The 15,030-nt window shown below is 45.8% G+C and carries 10 protein-coding genes; 7 read left to right on the top strand and 3 right to left on the bottom strand.

Going from position 1 to position 15,030, the window contains the following annotated elements:
* Positions 1-51 precede the first annotated feature (51 nt).
* The 5 genes from AC1XUF_RS23340 (at position 52) to AC1XUF_RS23320 (ending at position 9,290) form a co-directional block, all read left to right on the top strand.
* A complete protein-coding gene (locus tag AC1XUF_RS23340; RefSeq protein ID WP_483344262.1) occupies positions 52-2,469 on the top strand; it encodes an FtsX-like permease family protein in 2,418 nt (805 codons plus the stop codon).
* 95 nt (positions 2,470-2,564) lie between these two features.
* Positions 2,565-3,533, top strand: a complete 969-nt coding sequence (locus AC1XUF_RS23335) for an ion channel (protein WP_483344261.1) — start codon at positions 2,565-2,567, stop codon at positions 3,531-3,533.
* 166 nt (positions 3,534-3,699) lie between these two features.
* Positions 3,700-6,114, top strand: a complete 2,415-nt coding sequence (locus AC1XUF_RS23330) for an ABC transporter permease (RefSeq protein ID WP_483344260.1) — start codon at positions 3,700-3,702, stop codon at positions 6,112-6,114.
* Positions 6,115-6,228: 114 nt separating this feature from the next.
* Positions 6,229-8,604 carry an ABC transporter permease gene (locus AC1XUF_RS23325; protein WP_483344259.1) on the top strand — a complete coding sequence of 792 codons (2,376 nt, stop codon included), beginning with the start codon at positions 6,229-6,231 and terminating at the stop codon, positions 8,602-8,604.
* A gap of 314 nt (positions 8,605-8,918) precedes the next feature.
* The gene (locus tag AC1XUF_RS23320; protein WP_483344258.1) at positions 8,919-9,290 is read left to right on the top strand and encodes a hypothetical protein; all 372 of its coding nucleotides are present in this window, start codon (positions 8,919-8,921) and stop codon (positions 9,288-9,290) included.
* 43 nt (positions 9,291-9,333) lie between these two features.
* Here the strand turns inward: AC1XUF_RS23320 and AC1XUF_RS23315 are convergent, their stop codons facing one another.
* Together AC1XUF_RS23315 and AC1XUF_RS23310 are read right to left on the bottom strand one after the other, a co-directional pair.
* Positions 9,334-9,858, bottom strand: a complete 525-nt coding sequence (locus tag AC1XUF_RS23315) for a hypothetical protein (protein ID WP_483344257.1) — start codon at positions 9,856-9,858, stop codon at positions 9,334-9,336.
* A gap of 9 nt (positions 9,859-9,867) precedes the next feature.
* Positions 9,868-10,419: an RNA polymerase sigma factor gene (locus AC1XUF_RS23310; protein WP_483344256.1), complete on the bottom strand. Its 552-nt coding sequence runs from the start codon at positions 10,417-10,419 to the stop codon at positions 9,868-9,870.
* Between the two features lie 154 nt (positions 10,420-10,573).
* On the opposite strand from AC1XUF_RS23310, the gene AC1XUF_RS23305 reads away from it, so the two are divergent.
* Both AC1XUF_RS23305 and AC1XUF_RS23300 read left to right on the top strand, forming a co-directional pair.
* Positions 10,574-10,918 (top strand): DUF6249 domain-containing protein, encoded by a 345-nt coding sequence (locus AC1XUF_RS23305; protein ID WP_483344255.1) that lies wholly within the window; start codon positions 10,574-10,576, stop codon positions 10,916-10,918.
* A gap of 243 nt (positions 10,919-11,161) precedes the next feature.
* On the top strand, positions 11,162-13,603 hold the full coding sequence (locus tag AC1XUF_RS23300) for a TonB-dependent receptor (RefSeq protein ID WP_483344254.1): 2,442 nt from the start codon (positions 11,162-11,164) through the stop codon (positions 13,601-13,603).
* A gap of 58 nt (positions 13,604-13,661) precedes the next feature.
* Here AC1XUF_RS23300 and AC1XUF_RS23295 read toward each other — a convergent pair whose 3' ends face one another.
* Entirely contained in the window at positions 13,662-14,870 is a 1,209-nt protein-coding gene (locus AC1XUF_RS23295; RefSeq protein ID WP_483344253.1) for an ATP-binding protein, read from the bottom strand.
* Positions 14,871-15,030 lie beyond the last annotated feature (160 nt).

The raw sequence follows: 15,030 nt of genomic DNA, 5'->3' as shown, positions 1-15,030 counted from the left end.
ACTGGCGAAAAAGCTAACAGCTGAGAGCCAGCCTCTAACTGCCAAAACGATATGTTCAAAAACTATCTCAAAATCGCCTTTCGTAACCTTTGGAAAAATAAGGGTTATGCATTCATCAATGTTGCTGGCCTTTCGGTTGCTTTTTGTGTAAGCGCCTTTCTGTTCCTGACGGCTTACTTTGCGTTGTCTTTTGACAACTTCCATCAGGACAAAGAGCGGATCTATCAGGTTTACTTTTTTTCCAACGATCCCGAAAATGCAAAAAAATCCGGTACGATGCCTTTCCCGATCACTCCAGCCCTCAAAGCGGAATTCCCGGAAATAGAAGGAGTTGCCAGGATATTGAATGGCAGCGATGTTGTTCAGTACAAGGGGAAATATTTCGATAAAGCGGTCATGTTCACCGAACCTGATTTTTTTAAGGTATTTTCATTCCCGCTTGTCAAAGGCAATGCGCAATCCGCGTTGCAGAACCTGAGCAATATCGTGATCAGCGAGAGTATGGCCAAAGCTGTGTTTGGAAGTGAGGATCCCATGGGCAAACAACTGGAAATCGGTTTGGATGCCAATAAAAAGCAATACCTCGTGACTGGTGTTTTGAAGGACAATCCCGACAATTCCACGATTAAATTCGATGCTTTTGTAAGAAGTGAAAATACGGGCGGGTACCAGCAGCTGATCGACTATTGGAATGCTTATTCGCATAAGGTGTTCCTGAAACTCAAACCCGGGGTAGACCAGCTCGCTTTTGAAAGAAAGCTTAAACCATTTGCTAAGAAATATTTCGGAGAGACTTTTGAAAAACTCAAAAAGAAGGGGGCACGGCCGGATGAGCGGGGCGATATTTTTGCTATAAGGCTGCAAAACCTTAAAAACGTACATTTCGACGCATCTATGGCAGGTGGCAGCGTACCTATCGGGTTGGTTTATGCACTAATGGGGATTGGTTTCTTTATCCTTCTGATCGCTTGTATCAATTTTATCAACCTGAATGTCGCCAGGTCGTTCATCAGGGCAAAGGAAGTAGGGGTACGCAAGTCGCTCGGAGCGCTCAAAAACCAGCTTTTTATGCAGATCTGGGGTGAGGCCGGGGTGATCTGTTTTCTGGGTTTTCTTTGCGGTATCGGTTTGGCTATTTTGTTTCTGCCTACTTTCAACGCGGTATTTGCAAGTAAGCTTAGCCTGGATTATATTTTCCAGCCCGGTAAGTTAGCATTGCTGGTGGGGCTATTCTTGCTTGTAACGCTTATTGCGGGAGGTTATCCGGCATGGCGGATGTCGAAATTCAATGCTGTTGAAGTGTTAAAAGGAAAGGTTTCCCTGAAAAAGCCAGGGCTGCTGCGGAATTCGCTGATTGTGGCGCAATTTACATTGTCCAGCGTTTTGATATGTTGCACGATCATTGCGGTCCAGCAGGTGAGGCATTTGCAGGAACAGCCACTTGGTTTCCAGAAGGAACAGGTCATCAGCATTCCGGTAGGAAGTAAAGTGAATGGTAACCAGGTACTGCGGCTGATGCGAAACAAGCTGGCCAGTGACCCAAACATCATTGCTATAACCGGAAGTACCGTAAATCTGGGACTAGGGCTCGACAGAAGCTCGTCCAGAAGTGTACAAGGCTTCACCTACAAGGAACGGGAAATTTCAACCGACTGGCTGCATATTGATTACGAATATCTTAAAACACTAAATATCAAACTTCTCGGTGGCAGGGAATTTAATCCCGCTTATCCGACCGACACATTGGACCGCGTGATCATCACCGAAAGCATGGCGAAAATGATCGGTGAAAAAGACCCCGTCGGGAAGTTTTTCCAGACAGATACTGCAGGCGTAAAGTACCAGATCATCGGCCTGGTCCCCGATTTTAATCTCTATTCCTCCAAAGACGAGAAGAAGCCGATTACCATGTACCTGTCCCACTCCGAACCCATCAATTACATTTTCGTGCGTGTGACGCCCCAGAGCCTGATCGCGTCGATGGAGAAATTGAAAGATACCTGGCATGAACTCGCGCCTGTGTCGGAATTCATAGGTTCTTATGTCGATGAGAACACCAATTCATGGTATAAAGAGGAAGAAAGGCTTTCTCAGATTTTTAGTCTGGCTTCGGGTATTGCGATCATCCTGTCATGCCTTGGACTGTTTGCTGTCGCACTCATTGTGATAGAGCAACGCACTAAAGAGATCGGTGTGCGGAAAGTATTGGGTGCAAGTATTTCAAATCTGGTTTTTGTGCTTTCAAGAGATTTTGTAAAACTGGTATTGGTGGCCATCGTAATTTCCACGCCGGTAGCCTGGTTTTTCATGCAACAATGGCTGGACAACTACCCTTACCGCATAGAGATCAACCCATTGCTGTTTATTCTGGTAGGTCTGGTGGCTGTGTTGATTGCCGTGGCAACCGTAAGTTATCAGAGCATTAAAGCGGCATTGATGAATCCCGTGAAGTCTTTGAAAAGCGAGTAGGCGCCGGAAGCAAAAATTGTCATTTTGTATAAGCCTGATTAGCGTAAATTTGAATTGGATAAAAGCAATTCGAACCTTCATATCAGCTGTGCAGGATGCGCGACGAACCTTCCCTCAACGGGCAAAGTAACAACTCGATCAACAATACGGGCTTTAGCCCTAATAGCAGTGCCGAGGGCGGTAGGCTTACCAACAAAGACGGGAGGATCAACCTGAGAAAAACAGGGGTACCTCTTTATGAGCGCATCAGTATTTATCATTCGCTGCTCCATATGCGGCATCTGACCTTCACGCTAACCGTTTTTGGTATTTACACCTGTCTGAATTTGTCATTTGCCACCATTTATTATCTGATCGGCATTGAAAATCTGCAAGGGACTTTTCCCGACGGCTCGTTTGTTGATGATTTTCTTCAGGCATTTTTCTTTAGTTCTCAGACGCTGACTACTGTTGGTTATGGTCATATAAGCCCGGTAGGATTTGTAACCAATGTGATCGCCTCGCTGGAATCGTTCATCGGGATCATGTCGTTTGCGCTCGTTACCGGTATGTTCTACGCCCGGTTTTCCAGGCCGAAAGCTTATATCAGGTTCAGCCCTAATTTTCTGGTGGCTCCATTTAAGGGCGGAAAAGCGCTGATGTTCAGGCTTGCAACCTACAAAAATAATCACCTCACGGATGCGAATGCTGAGGTTACCATGGCTGTACACGTAAGGGAAGGGGACAAAACGGTAACGAAGTTTTATCCTTTGGGACTTGAAATCAATCATATCAATTCGCTTGCGCTGAGCTGGACTGTTGTGCATCCCCTTGATGAGAAAAGCCCGCTGCATGGTTATACCAAACAGGATTTCATTGATTGTAAAATTGAGATGATGGTGACGATCAAGGCCTTTGACGACCATTTTTCCAATACTGTACAGCAACGGACATCCTACACCCAGGAGGAAATGGTGTATGGCGCGCGCTTTGTTCCCATGTATGCCAGATCTGAGGACGGGAATTATACGGACTTGATGCTTGAAAAGATCAACCATTTCGAAAAAGCCGACCTTGGCGACTAGTACCTCGCTGCCTGAATGATGCCTTGTCCAAACACGTACAAAAGTGTTCAAAAGCGGACAGGGTGACTGATATTATATTGTGTAACTAATTGATTTTTAGTTGTTAGTCGAGCTGGTATAAGTTTAATGTTCTCAAAAAAAGAAAACATCGACGTTATCACCAGCCATGATCAAGAATTATCTCGTTACCTCGCTTCGGAATCTCCGACGCAACTGGAATTTCACTGTTATCAATGTAACTGGGCTCACGCTTGGGCTTGCTTGCTGCCTGCTCATCTTTTTCACTGTCCGCTATGAGCTGAGCTTCGATCAGCACCACGAAAAAATCGAGCGGGTTTATCGCATTGTCAGCCACACCAAGGAGGCAGGAGATAAGGGTTACAACCCGGGCGTGCCGTTGCCCGTCCTGGCTGCGCTCCGAAATGACTATCCTGAGATAAAAGACCTGGTTACCTGCACCTACGCCATGCGTGAGACGCTGATCACAGTCGGCGAGGGGGCAAGCCGCAAGAAGTTTTCGGAGCCGTTCTATGCAGTTTCCTTCATTGGGCCGGAATATTTCAAGTTATTCAGCTACAAGTGGCTGAAAGGGTCACCGGCTACTTCCCTTAAAAACCCGGGCTCAGTAGTACTGTCAGAAAGCCAGGCCAGGAAATTCTTTGGAAACGAAGACCCGATAGGCAAAACGATCCGGGTATCCAATCAGAAAAATTTCAGTGTGACAGGCTTGGTCCAGGACCCGCCGCCAACTACCAGTTTGCCGTTCACGACGATGTTGTCCTTTTCTTCTTTAAAAGAGTATGGTGCCTTCACCAATTGGGATGATTGGATCAGCACTTATGGCGGCGGACAAATGTATTTGAGGCTTCCCGCGTCTATCACCAAGGAAAGAATGGAGCAAAACCTGGCCGATTTAAATAAAAAATATAAGAAGCCCGAAGACGCAGCCAAAGTGGAAATGGTGTTGCAGCCTTTTCCTGAGATTCATTTCGATAACAGGACACAGAATTATGCCGGACGTACGATTAGCGTGGGTATGATCTGGTCAATGGTACTGATCGGGATATTCATCCTCGTGACGGCTTGCGTGAATTTTATCAATCTGGCAACGGCTCAGGCGCTGAGAAGAGCCAGGGAAGTAGGGGTAAGAAAAGTTTTGGGAAGTACCCGCGGTCAGTTGCTCAGGCAGTATTTTTCAGAAACGGGGATTTTGACGGTTATTTCCGTTGTGTTTGCGCTCATACTGGCACAAATCACCCTGCCTTACGTTGGCGAAGTCTTAAATGTTCAGTCCGAAGGCGTGGTGTTTATAGCCGATCCGCTTGTTTTGCTGTTCCTGCTTGCTCTCGCTGTGATAACCACTTTCCTTTCAGGATTTTATCCGGCCCTTGTTGTGTCAGGGTACCAACCTATCCTCGCGTTAAAGGGCAAGATGAAATCAAGCGGAAACGGCCATTCCAATTTGCGCCGGGGTTTGATTGTGCTGCAGTTCACCATTTCACAGGTGGTGTTATTGGGAACGTTGATCGCTTACAGCCAGATGAAATATTTCCGGACTATGGATCTTGGTTTTGAAAAAGACGCGATCATCAGCATGGCTATTCCAGGACAGGGGCCAGGTGAGCTGGAAGAACTTTATGCTAAACTGGTTTCAGAGCCAGGTATTGAGAAAATGAGCTTTAGTGCTTTCACACCGATGTCCCGAAGCAACTGGCAAACCGGTTTCACATTCGAAAATGATGCAGAACCATTGGATTTTGAGGTTGTAATGCGTCCGGCGGATACAGCATATGTTAAGACGTATGGATTGCAAATGGTTGCAGGGCGGATGTATCTTCCTGCTGATACCATGCGCGAATTTGTGATCAACGAAGCCTTTGTGAAAAGACTGGGTTTTAAGAACCCGGAGGAGGTGATTGGTAAAAGAATGGCCATCGGCGGCGGGGGCGTGAAGCTGCCTATTGTGGGTGTTGTCAAAAACTTCAATACCTATAGCCTGCACCGTGAAATTATCCCTTGCGTTTTAACCACAGACAGAAGTAATTATAGAACACTCGGGATTAAACTAGCCGCCGGTGCCAATCCAGCGTTGATCGGAAAGATTGAGAAAGCATGGTCAGCATCTTTCCCTGATTTTCTTTTCAAATATTCATTTCTGGACGAAACGCTCAATAGTTTTTACGAAAAAGAGGAAAAACTGTTTCAGCTGTTCGAGATCCTGGCCGGCATAGCAATTTTCATCGGATGCCTCGGCTTGTATGGCGTGGTAGCCTTTATGGCCGAATCCCGCACGAAGGAAATGGGTATCAGGAAGGCCGTTGGTGCATCAGCATTCAATATCTTTGGGTTGTTCTCAGTGGATTTTGTTAAACTGGTTATGATTGCGTTGGTGATTGCTTCGCCGATTGCCTGGTATTTCATGAAGGAGTGGCAGCAGGATTTCACCTACAAGGTCAGCATCAGCTGGTGGTTGTATGTAGGTGCCGGGGTGTTCGCAATGACGATTGCATTGGTAACCGTCAGTTTTCAAAGTATCAAAGCAGCATTGGTAAATCCGGTGACGGCTTTGCGGAGCGAATAGAGGTAAGCTATTGGCTCTTAGGTGTCGGCCAATCGCTTATCTTAATTTTAATGTATATCAGGAATTGAAAATAAAGCTAAACGCCAATAGCAAACAACGACCAAATCTAACCCAATGATCAGGAACTATCTCAAAATTGCCCTCCGAAACCTGCTTAAAAACAAGGTTTACTCATTTATCAATATTGTTGGCCTCGCGGTAGGTATAGCGGTGGCTATGCTGATCGGACTTTGGGTCTGGGATGAGCTTTCGTATAACAAATACCACAAAAACCACGACCGTATTGTTCAGGCGTGGATCAGCCAGACATTCAACAAACAAACGGGCAGCGGCACAGCCGTATCGATCCCTGCAGTGACCGAAATGGCGACCAAATATGCCTCCGATTTTAAGTTCACTTCACTCGCCTCCTGGAACTTCAGCCATTTGCTGGCAAACGGCGACAAGAAGATCAACAAAACAGGGATGTGGGCGCAACCATCGTTGCCCGAAATGCTCTCGTTGAAAATGATACGGGGAGATTACAGCGCACTGAAAAATCCGGGATCTGTGGTGATCTGCGAGTCTCTGGCCAAATCGCTTTTCGGGGATGCAGACCCTTTGAATAAAACGGTCAAACTGGACATTAAGAAAAATGTGAAAGTGACCGGTGTTTATGAGGACATTCCATTTAACTCGGCATTCAACGAGTTATACCTGATCCTGCCCTGGAGCGATTATCTTAATGCCGAAGGATGGGTGAAAAGTGCCCAGGACCAGTGGGGCAACCACTCGTTTCAGTTTTTCGCGCAAGTAGCCGATCACGCGGAGATCGACAAAGTGTCGAAAAAAATAAAGGATGTGGAAATGCCGCATGCATTCTCGAAGACCGATAACCCCCAATATTTCCTGCACCCAATGAGCCGCTGGCATTTGTACTCCGACTTCAAGGATGGTAAAAATATCGGCGGTGCAATCCAGTTTGTATGGCTGTTCAGCATTATTGGCATTTTTGTGTTATTGCTCGCCTGTATCAATTTCATGAACCTGAGTACAGCCCGCTCCGAAAAACGCGCGAAAGAAGTTGGGATCAGGAAGTCGATCGGCTCACTGAAAAGCCAGCTTGTCTTTCAGTTTTTAAGCGAATCTTTCCTGGTTGTTTCATTTGCATTGTTACTGGCAATCTTGATCGTCCTGGTTGCGATTCCTTCGTTTAACGATCTCTCAGAAAAGCATGTCAGCTTCCCTTTCTTTTACTACCAGTTCTGGCTTGCATTGATCCTGTTTTCGCTGTTCACCGGATTGGTTTCAGGAAGTTATCCTGCGTTTTATTTGTCTTCTTTCAACCCGCTTTCGGTTTTGAAAGGAACTTTTAAAGTGGGCAAATGGTCGGCCGTGCCTCGTAAGGTGATGGTTGTGATGCAGTTTACCGTATCCATCACCTTGATTATCGGGACAATTATTGTTTTCCAGCAGATACAACACGCCAAGGACAGGCCGGTGGGTTATGATCGACAAGGGCTATTGCAGATCAGCATTTCGCCAAACCTGTATGGTAAGTATTATCCTTTGCGCGATGAGCTTCTCAAGTCGGGTGTCGTATACGAGATGAGTGAATCTTCCAGCCCTACCACCGGGATTTATTCCAATCAGATTGGTTTTGAGTGGGACGGAATGGAGGCAGGATCACTTCCGCTGTTTGGTACCATTGCCGTTACCCATGATTTTGGAAAAACAATCGGGTGGAAGATCATCGACGGAAGGGACTTCTCAAGGGATTTTTCCACTGATACAGCGTCTTTTGTCTTGAACGAATCTGCGGTGAAGCTGACAGGAATCAAAAACATTGTGGGTAAAATAATCCGGTATAACGGAAAGCCACGTCAGGTAGTAGGCGTCATTAAAGATATGGTGATGCAATCGCCGTATGAGCCGGCCGTACCTACGATTTTTCTGATGGATTACGAATGGGCAAACCTGATCAATGTGAAGCTGATCCCCGGCAAGCCGGTCGACGAGGCGCTGAAAAAAGTGGAATCCATCTTCCGGAAATTTGATCCCGACTCGCCATTTGAATTCAAATTTGCGGATCAGGAATATGAAGCCAAGTTCCGCTCGGAAGAACGGATTGGCAAACTGGCCAGGGTTTTTGCGGTTCTGGCTGTTTTTATATCCTGTCTCGGTTTGTTTGGTCTTGCGGCTTACACAGCGGAGCAGCGGACTAAAGAGATCGGTATCCGCAAGGCGTTAGGCGCAAGCGTGGCGCAAATGTGGGCAATGCTGTCCAAAGAGTTCGTTTATTTGGTACTGTTATCCTGTGCACTTGCTTCACCCATTGCGCTGTATTTCTTACACGACTGGCTCGAAAAGTATGAATACCATATCAGTCTGAGCTGGGTAGTTTTTGCCGTTTCCGCATTGCTGGCCGTGATCATCACGATATTAACAGTAAGCTTCCAGGCAATCAAGGCTGCATTGATGAACCCCGTCAAATCTCTGCGAAGCGAATAATCTGAATCGATCAGCACATGTAACGTTCTTCCGGCTTTCAATTTGGTCATAAATGAAAGCCGGAATCGGTTCCCCTGATTGTTGGTTCACCCAATTATGGCAGCCCAATTGCTGTACATATAATCGGCATTTAATATCCAGGCAAGGTATGTACCAACTCTTGGGAATAAATAAATTGTAACCATTCGTCGATTAAGAAGGTCCTGTCATCGGTGCGGGTTTCCTGTTCATAGATTAGAGGAAAAGCAACTTAAACCTCGGCCCAGAAAGCCCCTCTAAACTACATAAACGAACAATTTAAACACTTGGAAACCATGAAAAAGACCATCTTAGCAATCGCAACAATCGTAACTCTTACTGTGGGAAATGGCTTTGCCCAAAGAATGAAAGGTCACCAGGCCCCGGCCGTGAACCATTCACGGATTGATAACGCCAGCGAAGAATTTAAGATCAATAAACTGGATCAGATCGTCGGCCTTACCCGCAAGCAGGAGAATAAGATCAAGAAAATTGAAAACAAGTATGACCGTCTGATGTCACCCAATAAGAGATACAGCACATTTCAGGGCGTTCAGAGATTGGAGCAACAGAAACAAAATGAAATCCTTTCCGTGTTAACCTCGGCCCAACGCGAACGTTTATTTGCCTTCCAGCATGCTGGCAAACGGTATAATTGGAAAGGATAATGCAGCGCGCCACCGGTTATTGAATCATAAACTAGCCAGGTCTTTAAGACCTGGCTAGTTTATGATAACCCGCTGAAAGCCTTCCCCGAAGAAAGTAATCCGTTGTGAGCAACCCGGATAGGCCAATCAATATCAACGCCGACAGCTCGAATATCCCGCGGAGCTGATTGGGAACTACAAGTACAGACCGTACCACCCTGCCCGTGAATTCAATAAGCCTGGGCGTTTCCGAGGGGTTCGCCGAAGGATAGAAATAGCAGTAAATTAACAATGCCAGTAGCGACGCCACAATGGCATACCAGGTTCGGGGAGAGATAATGGGGGTGAATGGCTCTTTTCGAGCCTCGCTTAGTTGCCCGATCACCTGCAACTGAAACCCAGCAGAAGGCTGGTCAATAGCGTGCTTCTGCAGCAATGATTTCAACGACAATTCGGTTAGCGCTTCCGGCTGAACCTCGGCCCGAATGCCTTTCATTACATTTTCGGTAAAATTCAGCCCGGCAGCTTCATGACCTGCGCCGCGGATCAGTCGTCCCAGATTTTCGTCCCTATTTTCCATATCACTCATAACCTTCAATTATAGCAGGAAATGTAATTCTTTCTCGAGCACCTTTCGTGCCCTGAACAATTTCACCTTAATATTTGAGGTCGACAGGCCTGTTATTTCCCCGATCTCCTCGACAGAATTTTCGTTCAGATAAAACAGTGTAATGACCACAGACTCCATTTTGGGAAGCCTTTGAATGGCTTCTTTTACAAATTTATCCCTTTCTGCGACTTGCAGCTGCTGAATAGGCGATGAAGAATGGTCATAAGTGAAATTTTCGCTGAGATCATCATCTAAGGATGCGAATTTGCGCTTTCCCTGCTGCAATTTGGATACGGCGGTCCTGTAAACGATTGTATAAAGCCAGGTCGAAAACTTGGAATTGCCCTGAAAACTTTTGATCTGCAGATAAGCCTTTATAAAGCTTTCCTGTGCCACATCTTCCGCCTCAAATGAATCGCCCATGATCCGCATGGCAATGGTAAAGGCCATGTTTTTATACTTATCAACAAGATATGTGTAAGAACCCAGGTCTCCTTTTTTGACTTTATCGATATAAACCTGGTCTTCCCTGTTGTTCATGTATTGAATTTACTCAGCTTTTGATTAGACTGGAACTTCGTTCCGTAGGTTACATTTTGTCTGGAAATAATTTTTCGTAAAGATTTTTGCTCATTGCTGTAACCAAGCGGTCTATGACACTGTCCAATGGCCGTACTTTAAATTTTAGATCAATATGCATGGTGTAGTAATATCACTTGGCGCGTTTGCCGGTATTTTCGGAATTGTATATGTGTTCATGATGACCAGGCACAGAGAGCGGATATCCCTGATCGAAAAGGGCGCCGACGCTTCTATTTTCTCGGATAAAAACTATACGTCATATCCGACATTGAAATTCGGGATGCTGTTTGTGGGTATTGCATTGGGAATCCTGCTCGGAAATTACCTGGACAGAACTTATGATTTCAGCAAAGGGGTCGCATACCTGGCCATGGTATTTCTTCTGGGTGGCTTAAGTTTAATTATCAATTTTTTTATTGAAAGAAAGATCAGCGAAAAGGACGCCCCCCGGCCATAAAATTACCGGTCAAACGGAAAATACGCCGCTCGTCATTTTCTGTTAATTCTCTGACATAGTACCTTGCATCACAAAGTACCTTAGTATACTTTTGTAGAGCCAGTTCCAGACATGCTTTTGCAACTGTTGCGATAGCCTAACTTTCCCCAGATCCGTTTCAGGAAATTGTTCAAAAGAGCCGATTGCTCTTGTCGGAATTCCTATGCCTTTTATCATCTATTAGCCATCAAAAAACTCACCATTATGAAGTCATTACTCTTATTATTTCTTTCATTGCTCATCTTCGGATTAATCTGCGTCGAGCGTTCTCTTGCACAGACTATATCAACAGGCAGCAGCATAGCAGGCACAGTAGCCGATTCGGCTAGCAAAAAGCCGATGGATTTCATCACCGTCAACCTGATGGTGAACAAGAGCACAAGTGTGAAGGCCGACTTCACCAAATCCGACGGATCATTTGTTTTTGCGAACCTGAAACCGGGTAAGTATACGGTTGTATTCGTAGGAGTGGGTTACACTAGCAAAACGATAGAAGCTGACCTTACCGACAGTACCAAAAAGGAGATCGTTCTCGGGACCGTTTCGCTCAGCCCGAGCACGGTGGGGTTGAAAGAAGTTACCGTCACGGCAATCAAACCCATTGTAAAACAGGAGATCGACCGCATTTCCTATGATCTTCAGGCCGACCCGGAAAGCAAGGTTTTCAGCGTGCTGGAAATGATGCGGAAGGTACCCTTTCTCTCGCTGGACGCCAGTGACAATATATTTTTAAAAGGTAACGCCGATTTCAAGATCCTGATCAATGGAAAGCCTTCGAGCATGGTGGAGAGGAACTATCGCGAAGTGCTCCGGAGTATGCCGGCATCATCCATTGAACGTATTGAGGTGATCACTACGCCGCCAGCCAAGTACGATGCCGAAGGATTGGCCGGTATCATCAATATCATTACCCACAAAAAAATCGATAATGGTTACACTGGTACAATCAATGTCAGCGAGCGTTTCCCGATAGGCGGGCCAGGTCTGGGCGGCTCATTTTCGGCAAAGCTTGGTAAATTCGGCATGACCGTTTTGGCTGGCGGGAACCAGTATATAACGCCATCAACGATCAACAGCGTGAGCAGGTCGACAACCGGGGAGGATGCAACCCATACTTTTCAGAATGGTGCATCGAAATCTAAAAATACGAGTGGATATATGGGGTATGAGCTTACCTACGAACTAGATACGCTTAATTTGGTCAGTGCCCAAATCAACGTCAACGGAAGTAAGGGGAATGGCTCGGGATTTCAGGCTTCGCAATTGAATGCCGCCGGCGAGGTGCTGGAAAGGTACTATGTCGATAACAACAGCCGCGACCGTGGTCACGGTATGGATGCGGCGCTTAACTATCAGAAAGGCTTTAAAGCCGACAAAAACAGGCTTCTTACTTTCTCTTACAGGTATTTCGGGTTCAATAATAATCAGAATAATAAACTTGCGATCTCCCAGCGCATTCACTATGACATACCGGATTATATCCAGGTTAATGATCAGAGTTTTTCGGAGCAGACCTTCCAGGTAGATTATGTATATCCTGTCAAAAAGCTAAGTATCGAGGCAGGTCTGAAGGGGATCATGCGCGACAATAAGAGCGATTTTCAATACAGGTCCTTCGATCCCGAAAGTAATTCCTACGAGCTCGATCCCGGTATGAGTAACCGGTTCAACAATACCCAGAACGTATTTGGTGCCTACAATACCTATCAGTATAATTTCAAAAACTGGGGTGTTAAAGCGGGCGCGAGGATCGAACAAACGATTGTCGACGCCGACTTTATCTCTACTGACTCGAAGGTGAAACAAAATTATTTCAATGTAATTCCTTCCGTGTCGGTCAACCGTAAATTCAAGGACAACAGCGGCTTGAATTTTGGCTATACACAGCGCATCCAGCGTCCGGGTATTTACCAGCTTAATCCATTCATCGACCGGTCGAACCCGAGTTTTGAAAAAACGGGTAATCCGGGTTTGCGTCCCGCGTTGGTCAACGACCTGCAGCTAGGTTACAGCAAATCAAAAAAGGCTTCGGTTAATTTCGGGGTAGGTTACACCCATTTCAGAGACCTGATCTTTCCCGTGGCGGTTTATAACGCCGAAACAAATATTACCCGGACGTCTTACGGCAATACCGGCATGGCAAGGCTGATCATGGCAAACTTGAACATCAATTACCCGATCACCAAAAACTGGAATTTCAGCATGAACACGAGGGCTGCCCATGGCAAAGTCCGGGGTATCGTTGATGGTGTGACGATTACGAATAGCGGCATTATGTACCAGATCTCGGTTTCAACCGGTTACCGGTTTGAAAAGGACTGGCGGGTGAATGCGAACCTGAATGCGAATGGCAAAGGGATCAACCTGCAGGGATCGTCCAATGCAATGGTCAGTTCTTCGTTCAGCATCAGCAAAGATATTGTGAAGGACAAGCTGTCATTTGCAGCCGCAGCAAATAATCCTTTTACGAAGTTCAGGAAGTTTGAGAGATTCACTTCAGGCCCGGATTTCAGTCAGGTAGATTACCGTAGGGATTATTTCCGGTCATTTAATCTGAGCTTGAATTATAAATTCGGAAGGCTGAAAGAAGCAATTAAGAAGAATAAACGTGGCATACGCAACGACGACGTGCAAAGCGGAAATTAATAAGTTGGTAGTTAAGTAGTTGGTAAACTTGGTAAGTCCTTAAGACTTGCCAAGTTTTTTATTCCGATAGAAATTGAAAAGAAGGGACCGCCCTGACCGCCTTGCCGTTCCGTTCAAATTTTTCCTCCTGATGAAGCGTAACCAGCAAGCCTTCTTTCAGATTGAAAAAATCCATGGCTTCAAACAGCCCGTCGAGCTCGCGGTCGAGGTTATCGGGGGTGAGCTCGTAACAGACTTGTACAAGCTTCTGTACGGCACCTTTTTGGACAACGACAAAATCGCATTCTCCTTTTTCGGAAAAATAATAGATCTCCTTAAAACTCCTCCGCAAATGCAGGAACATCATATTCTCAAATTTCCGCCCGAAATCGTCAGAAAACGAACCGGAATTGGCATTGACCATCCCCGTATCGGCCGCATATATTTTTCTGGGATTAACCAGCTGCTTCCTGGCCGAGTAGCTGAATTTTGGTATAAAATGAAACAGATAAGTGTATTCCAGGTGCGACAGATAATCCATGATCGTACTGGTCGACCCGATTTCAAACAGGCTTTTCAACCTGTTGCCTGTTACGAGGTTGCCCACGTTCGAAACGAGGTACAAAGCAAGCCTTTGCAATGTTTTCACGTCTCTGACACCGTAGCGGACCGCGATATCCCGGATCAGTATATCCTCAAAAAGATGATGCAGTACTTCTTCCAACCCCGATTTTACATACTCAGGAAAGCCGCCGTTGCTGAGATAAGCCATAACCGATTCTTCGGTTGGAATTATTTTTCGGAATGCTCTAAACTCATTGAAAGAGAAGGGGAACAACTCTTTAGTGATATGCCTTCCGGTCAGTTTTGTGCCCAGCTCGCGGCTCAGTAAGGAGGCATTTGAACCTGTGATGACGACTTTACAGCCCTCGTCCAGCTTCTGCCGCACATAGGTTTCCCAGCGATCGATGATTTGTATTTCATCAAAGAATAGAACATTGGTTTTGAAATCCTTAATGACGCTGTCGAGACGGCTGAAATCGTTTGGCTCAAAGTCGTAAAGCCTCGTATCCTCGAAATTGAGATAGAGTGCTTCGGGATGTTTTTCTTTTAATAACTGATACAGCAAAGTGCTTTTGCCGCAGCGGCGTATCCCCGAAACGATCAGCGCATGAGATGATATATCCGGCAGGATGTCAAGGGTATCCCTTTTAAGCCCGGTATCCAGAACACCCAGATTGGCTTTTTGAGCTTCCATAACATTAGCCAGAACGGATTTGAGTATCATATCAAGTTGTTTGATACAAAAATACAATCTTGTCCATTACTATCAAACAATTTTGTTTTTTACTAACGGACACTTTAAAATACTGACGTGCCTGTCAAATCTCGATGACCTCCCAGGCTTTTGTCAAACTGAACAAAAACTGTTCGATTTCGGACGTCTA

It is taken from the genome of Dyadobacter sp. HNCC25DJ185, from assembly GCF_056895195.1.
This window is presented reverse-complemented; position numbering and strand designations above follow the sequence as displayed.

What these genes read in the sequence shown, in the direction of transcription:
- AC1XUF_RS23335 (WP_483344261.1), top strand. Translation starts at nt 2,565, where the DNA reads ATGCGCGACGAACCTTCCCTCAACGGGCAAAGTAACAACTCGATCAAC.
- AC1XUF_RS23340 (WP_483344262.1), top strand. Translation starts at nt 52, where the DNA reads ATGTTCAAAAACTATCTCAAAATCGCCTTTCGTAACCTTTGGAAAAAT.
- AC1XUF_RS23325 (WP_483344259.1), top strand. Translation starts at nt 6,229, where the DNA reads ATGATCAGGAACTATCTCAAAATTGCCCTCCGAAACCTGCTTAAAAAC.
- AC1XUF_RS23310 (WP_483344256.1), bottom strand. Translation starts at nt 10,419, where the DNA reads ATGAACAACAGGGAAGACCAGGTTTATATCGATAAAGTCAAAAAAGGA.
- AC1XUF_RS23330 (WP_483344260.1), top strand. Translation starts at nt 3,700, where the DNA reads ATGATCAAGAATTATCTCGTTACCTCGCTTCGGAATCTCCGACGCAAC.
- AC1XUF_RS23300 (WP_483344254.1), top strand. Translation starts at nt 11,162, where the DNA reads ATGAAGTCATTACTCTTATTATTTCTTTCATTGCTCATCTTCGGATTA.
- AC1XUF_RS23315 (WP_483344257.1), bottom strand. Translation starts at nt 9,858, where the DNA reads ATGAGTGATATGGAAAATAGGGACGAAAATCTGGGACGACTGATCCGC.
- AC1XUF_RS23295 (WP_483344253.1), bottom strand. Translation starts at nt 14,870, where the DNA reads ATGATACTCAAATCCGTTCTGGCTAATGTTATGGAAGCTCAAAAAGCC.
- AC1XUF_RS23320 (WP_483344258.1), top strand. Translation starts at nt 8,919, where the DNA reads ATGAAAAAGACCATCTTAGCAATCGCAACAATCGTAACTCTTACTGTG.
- AC1XUF_RS23305 (WP_483344255.1), top strand. Translation starts at nt 10,574, where the DNA reads ATGCATGGTGTAGTAATATCACTTGGCGCGTTTGCCGGTATTTTCGGA.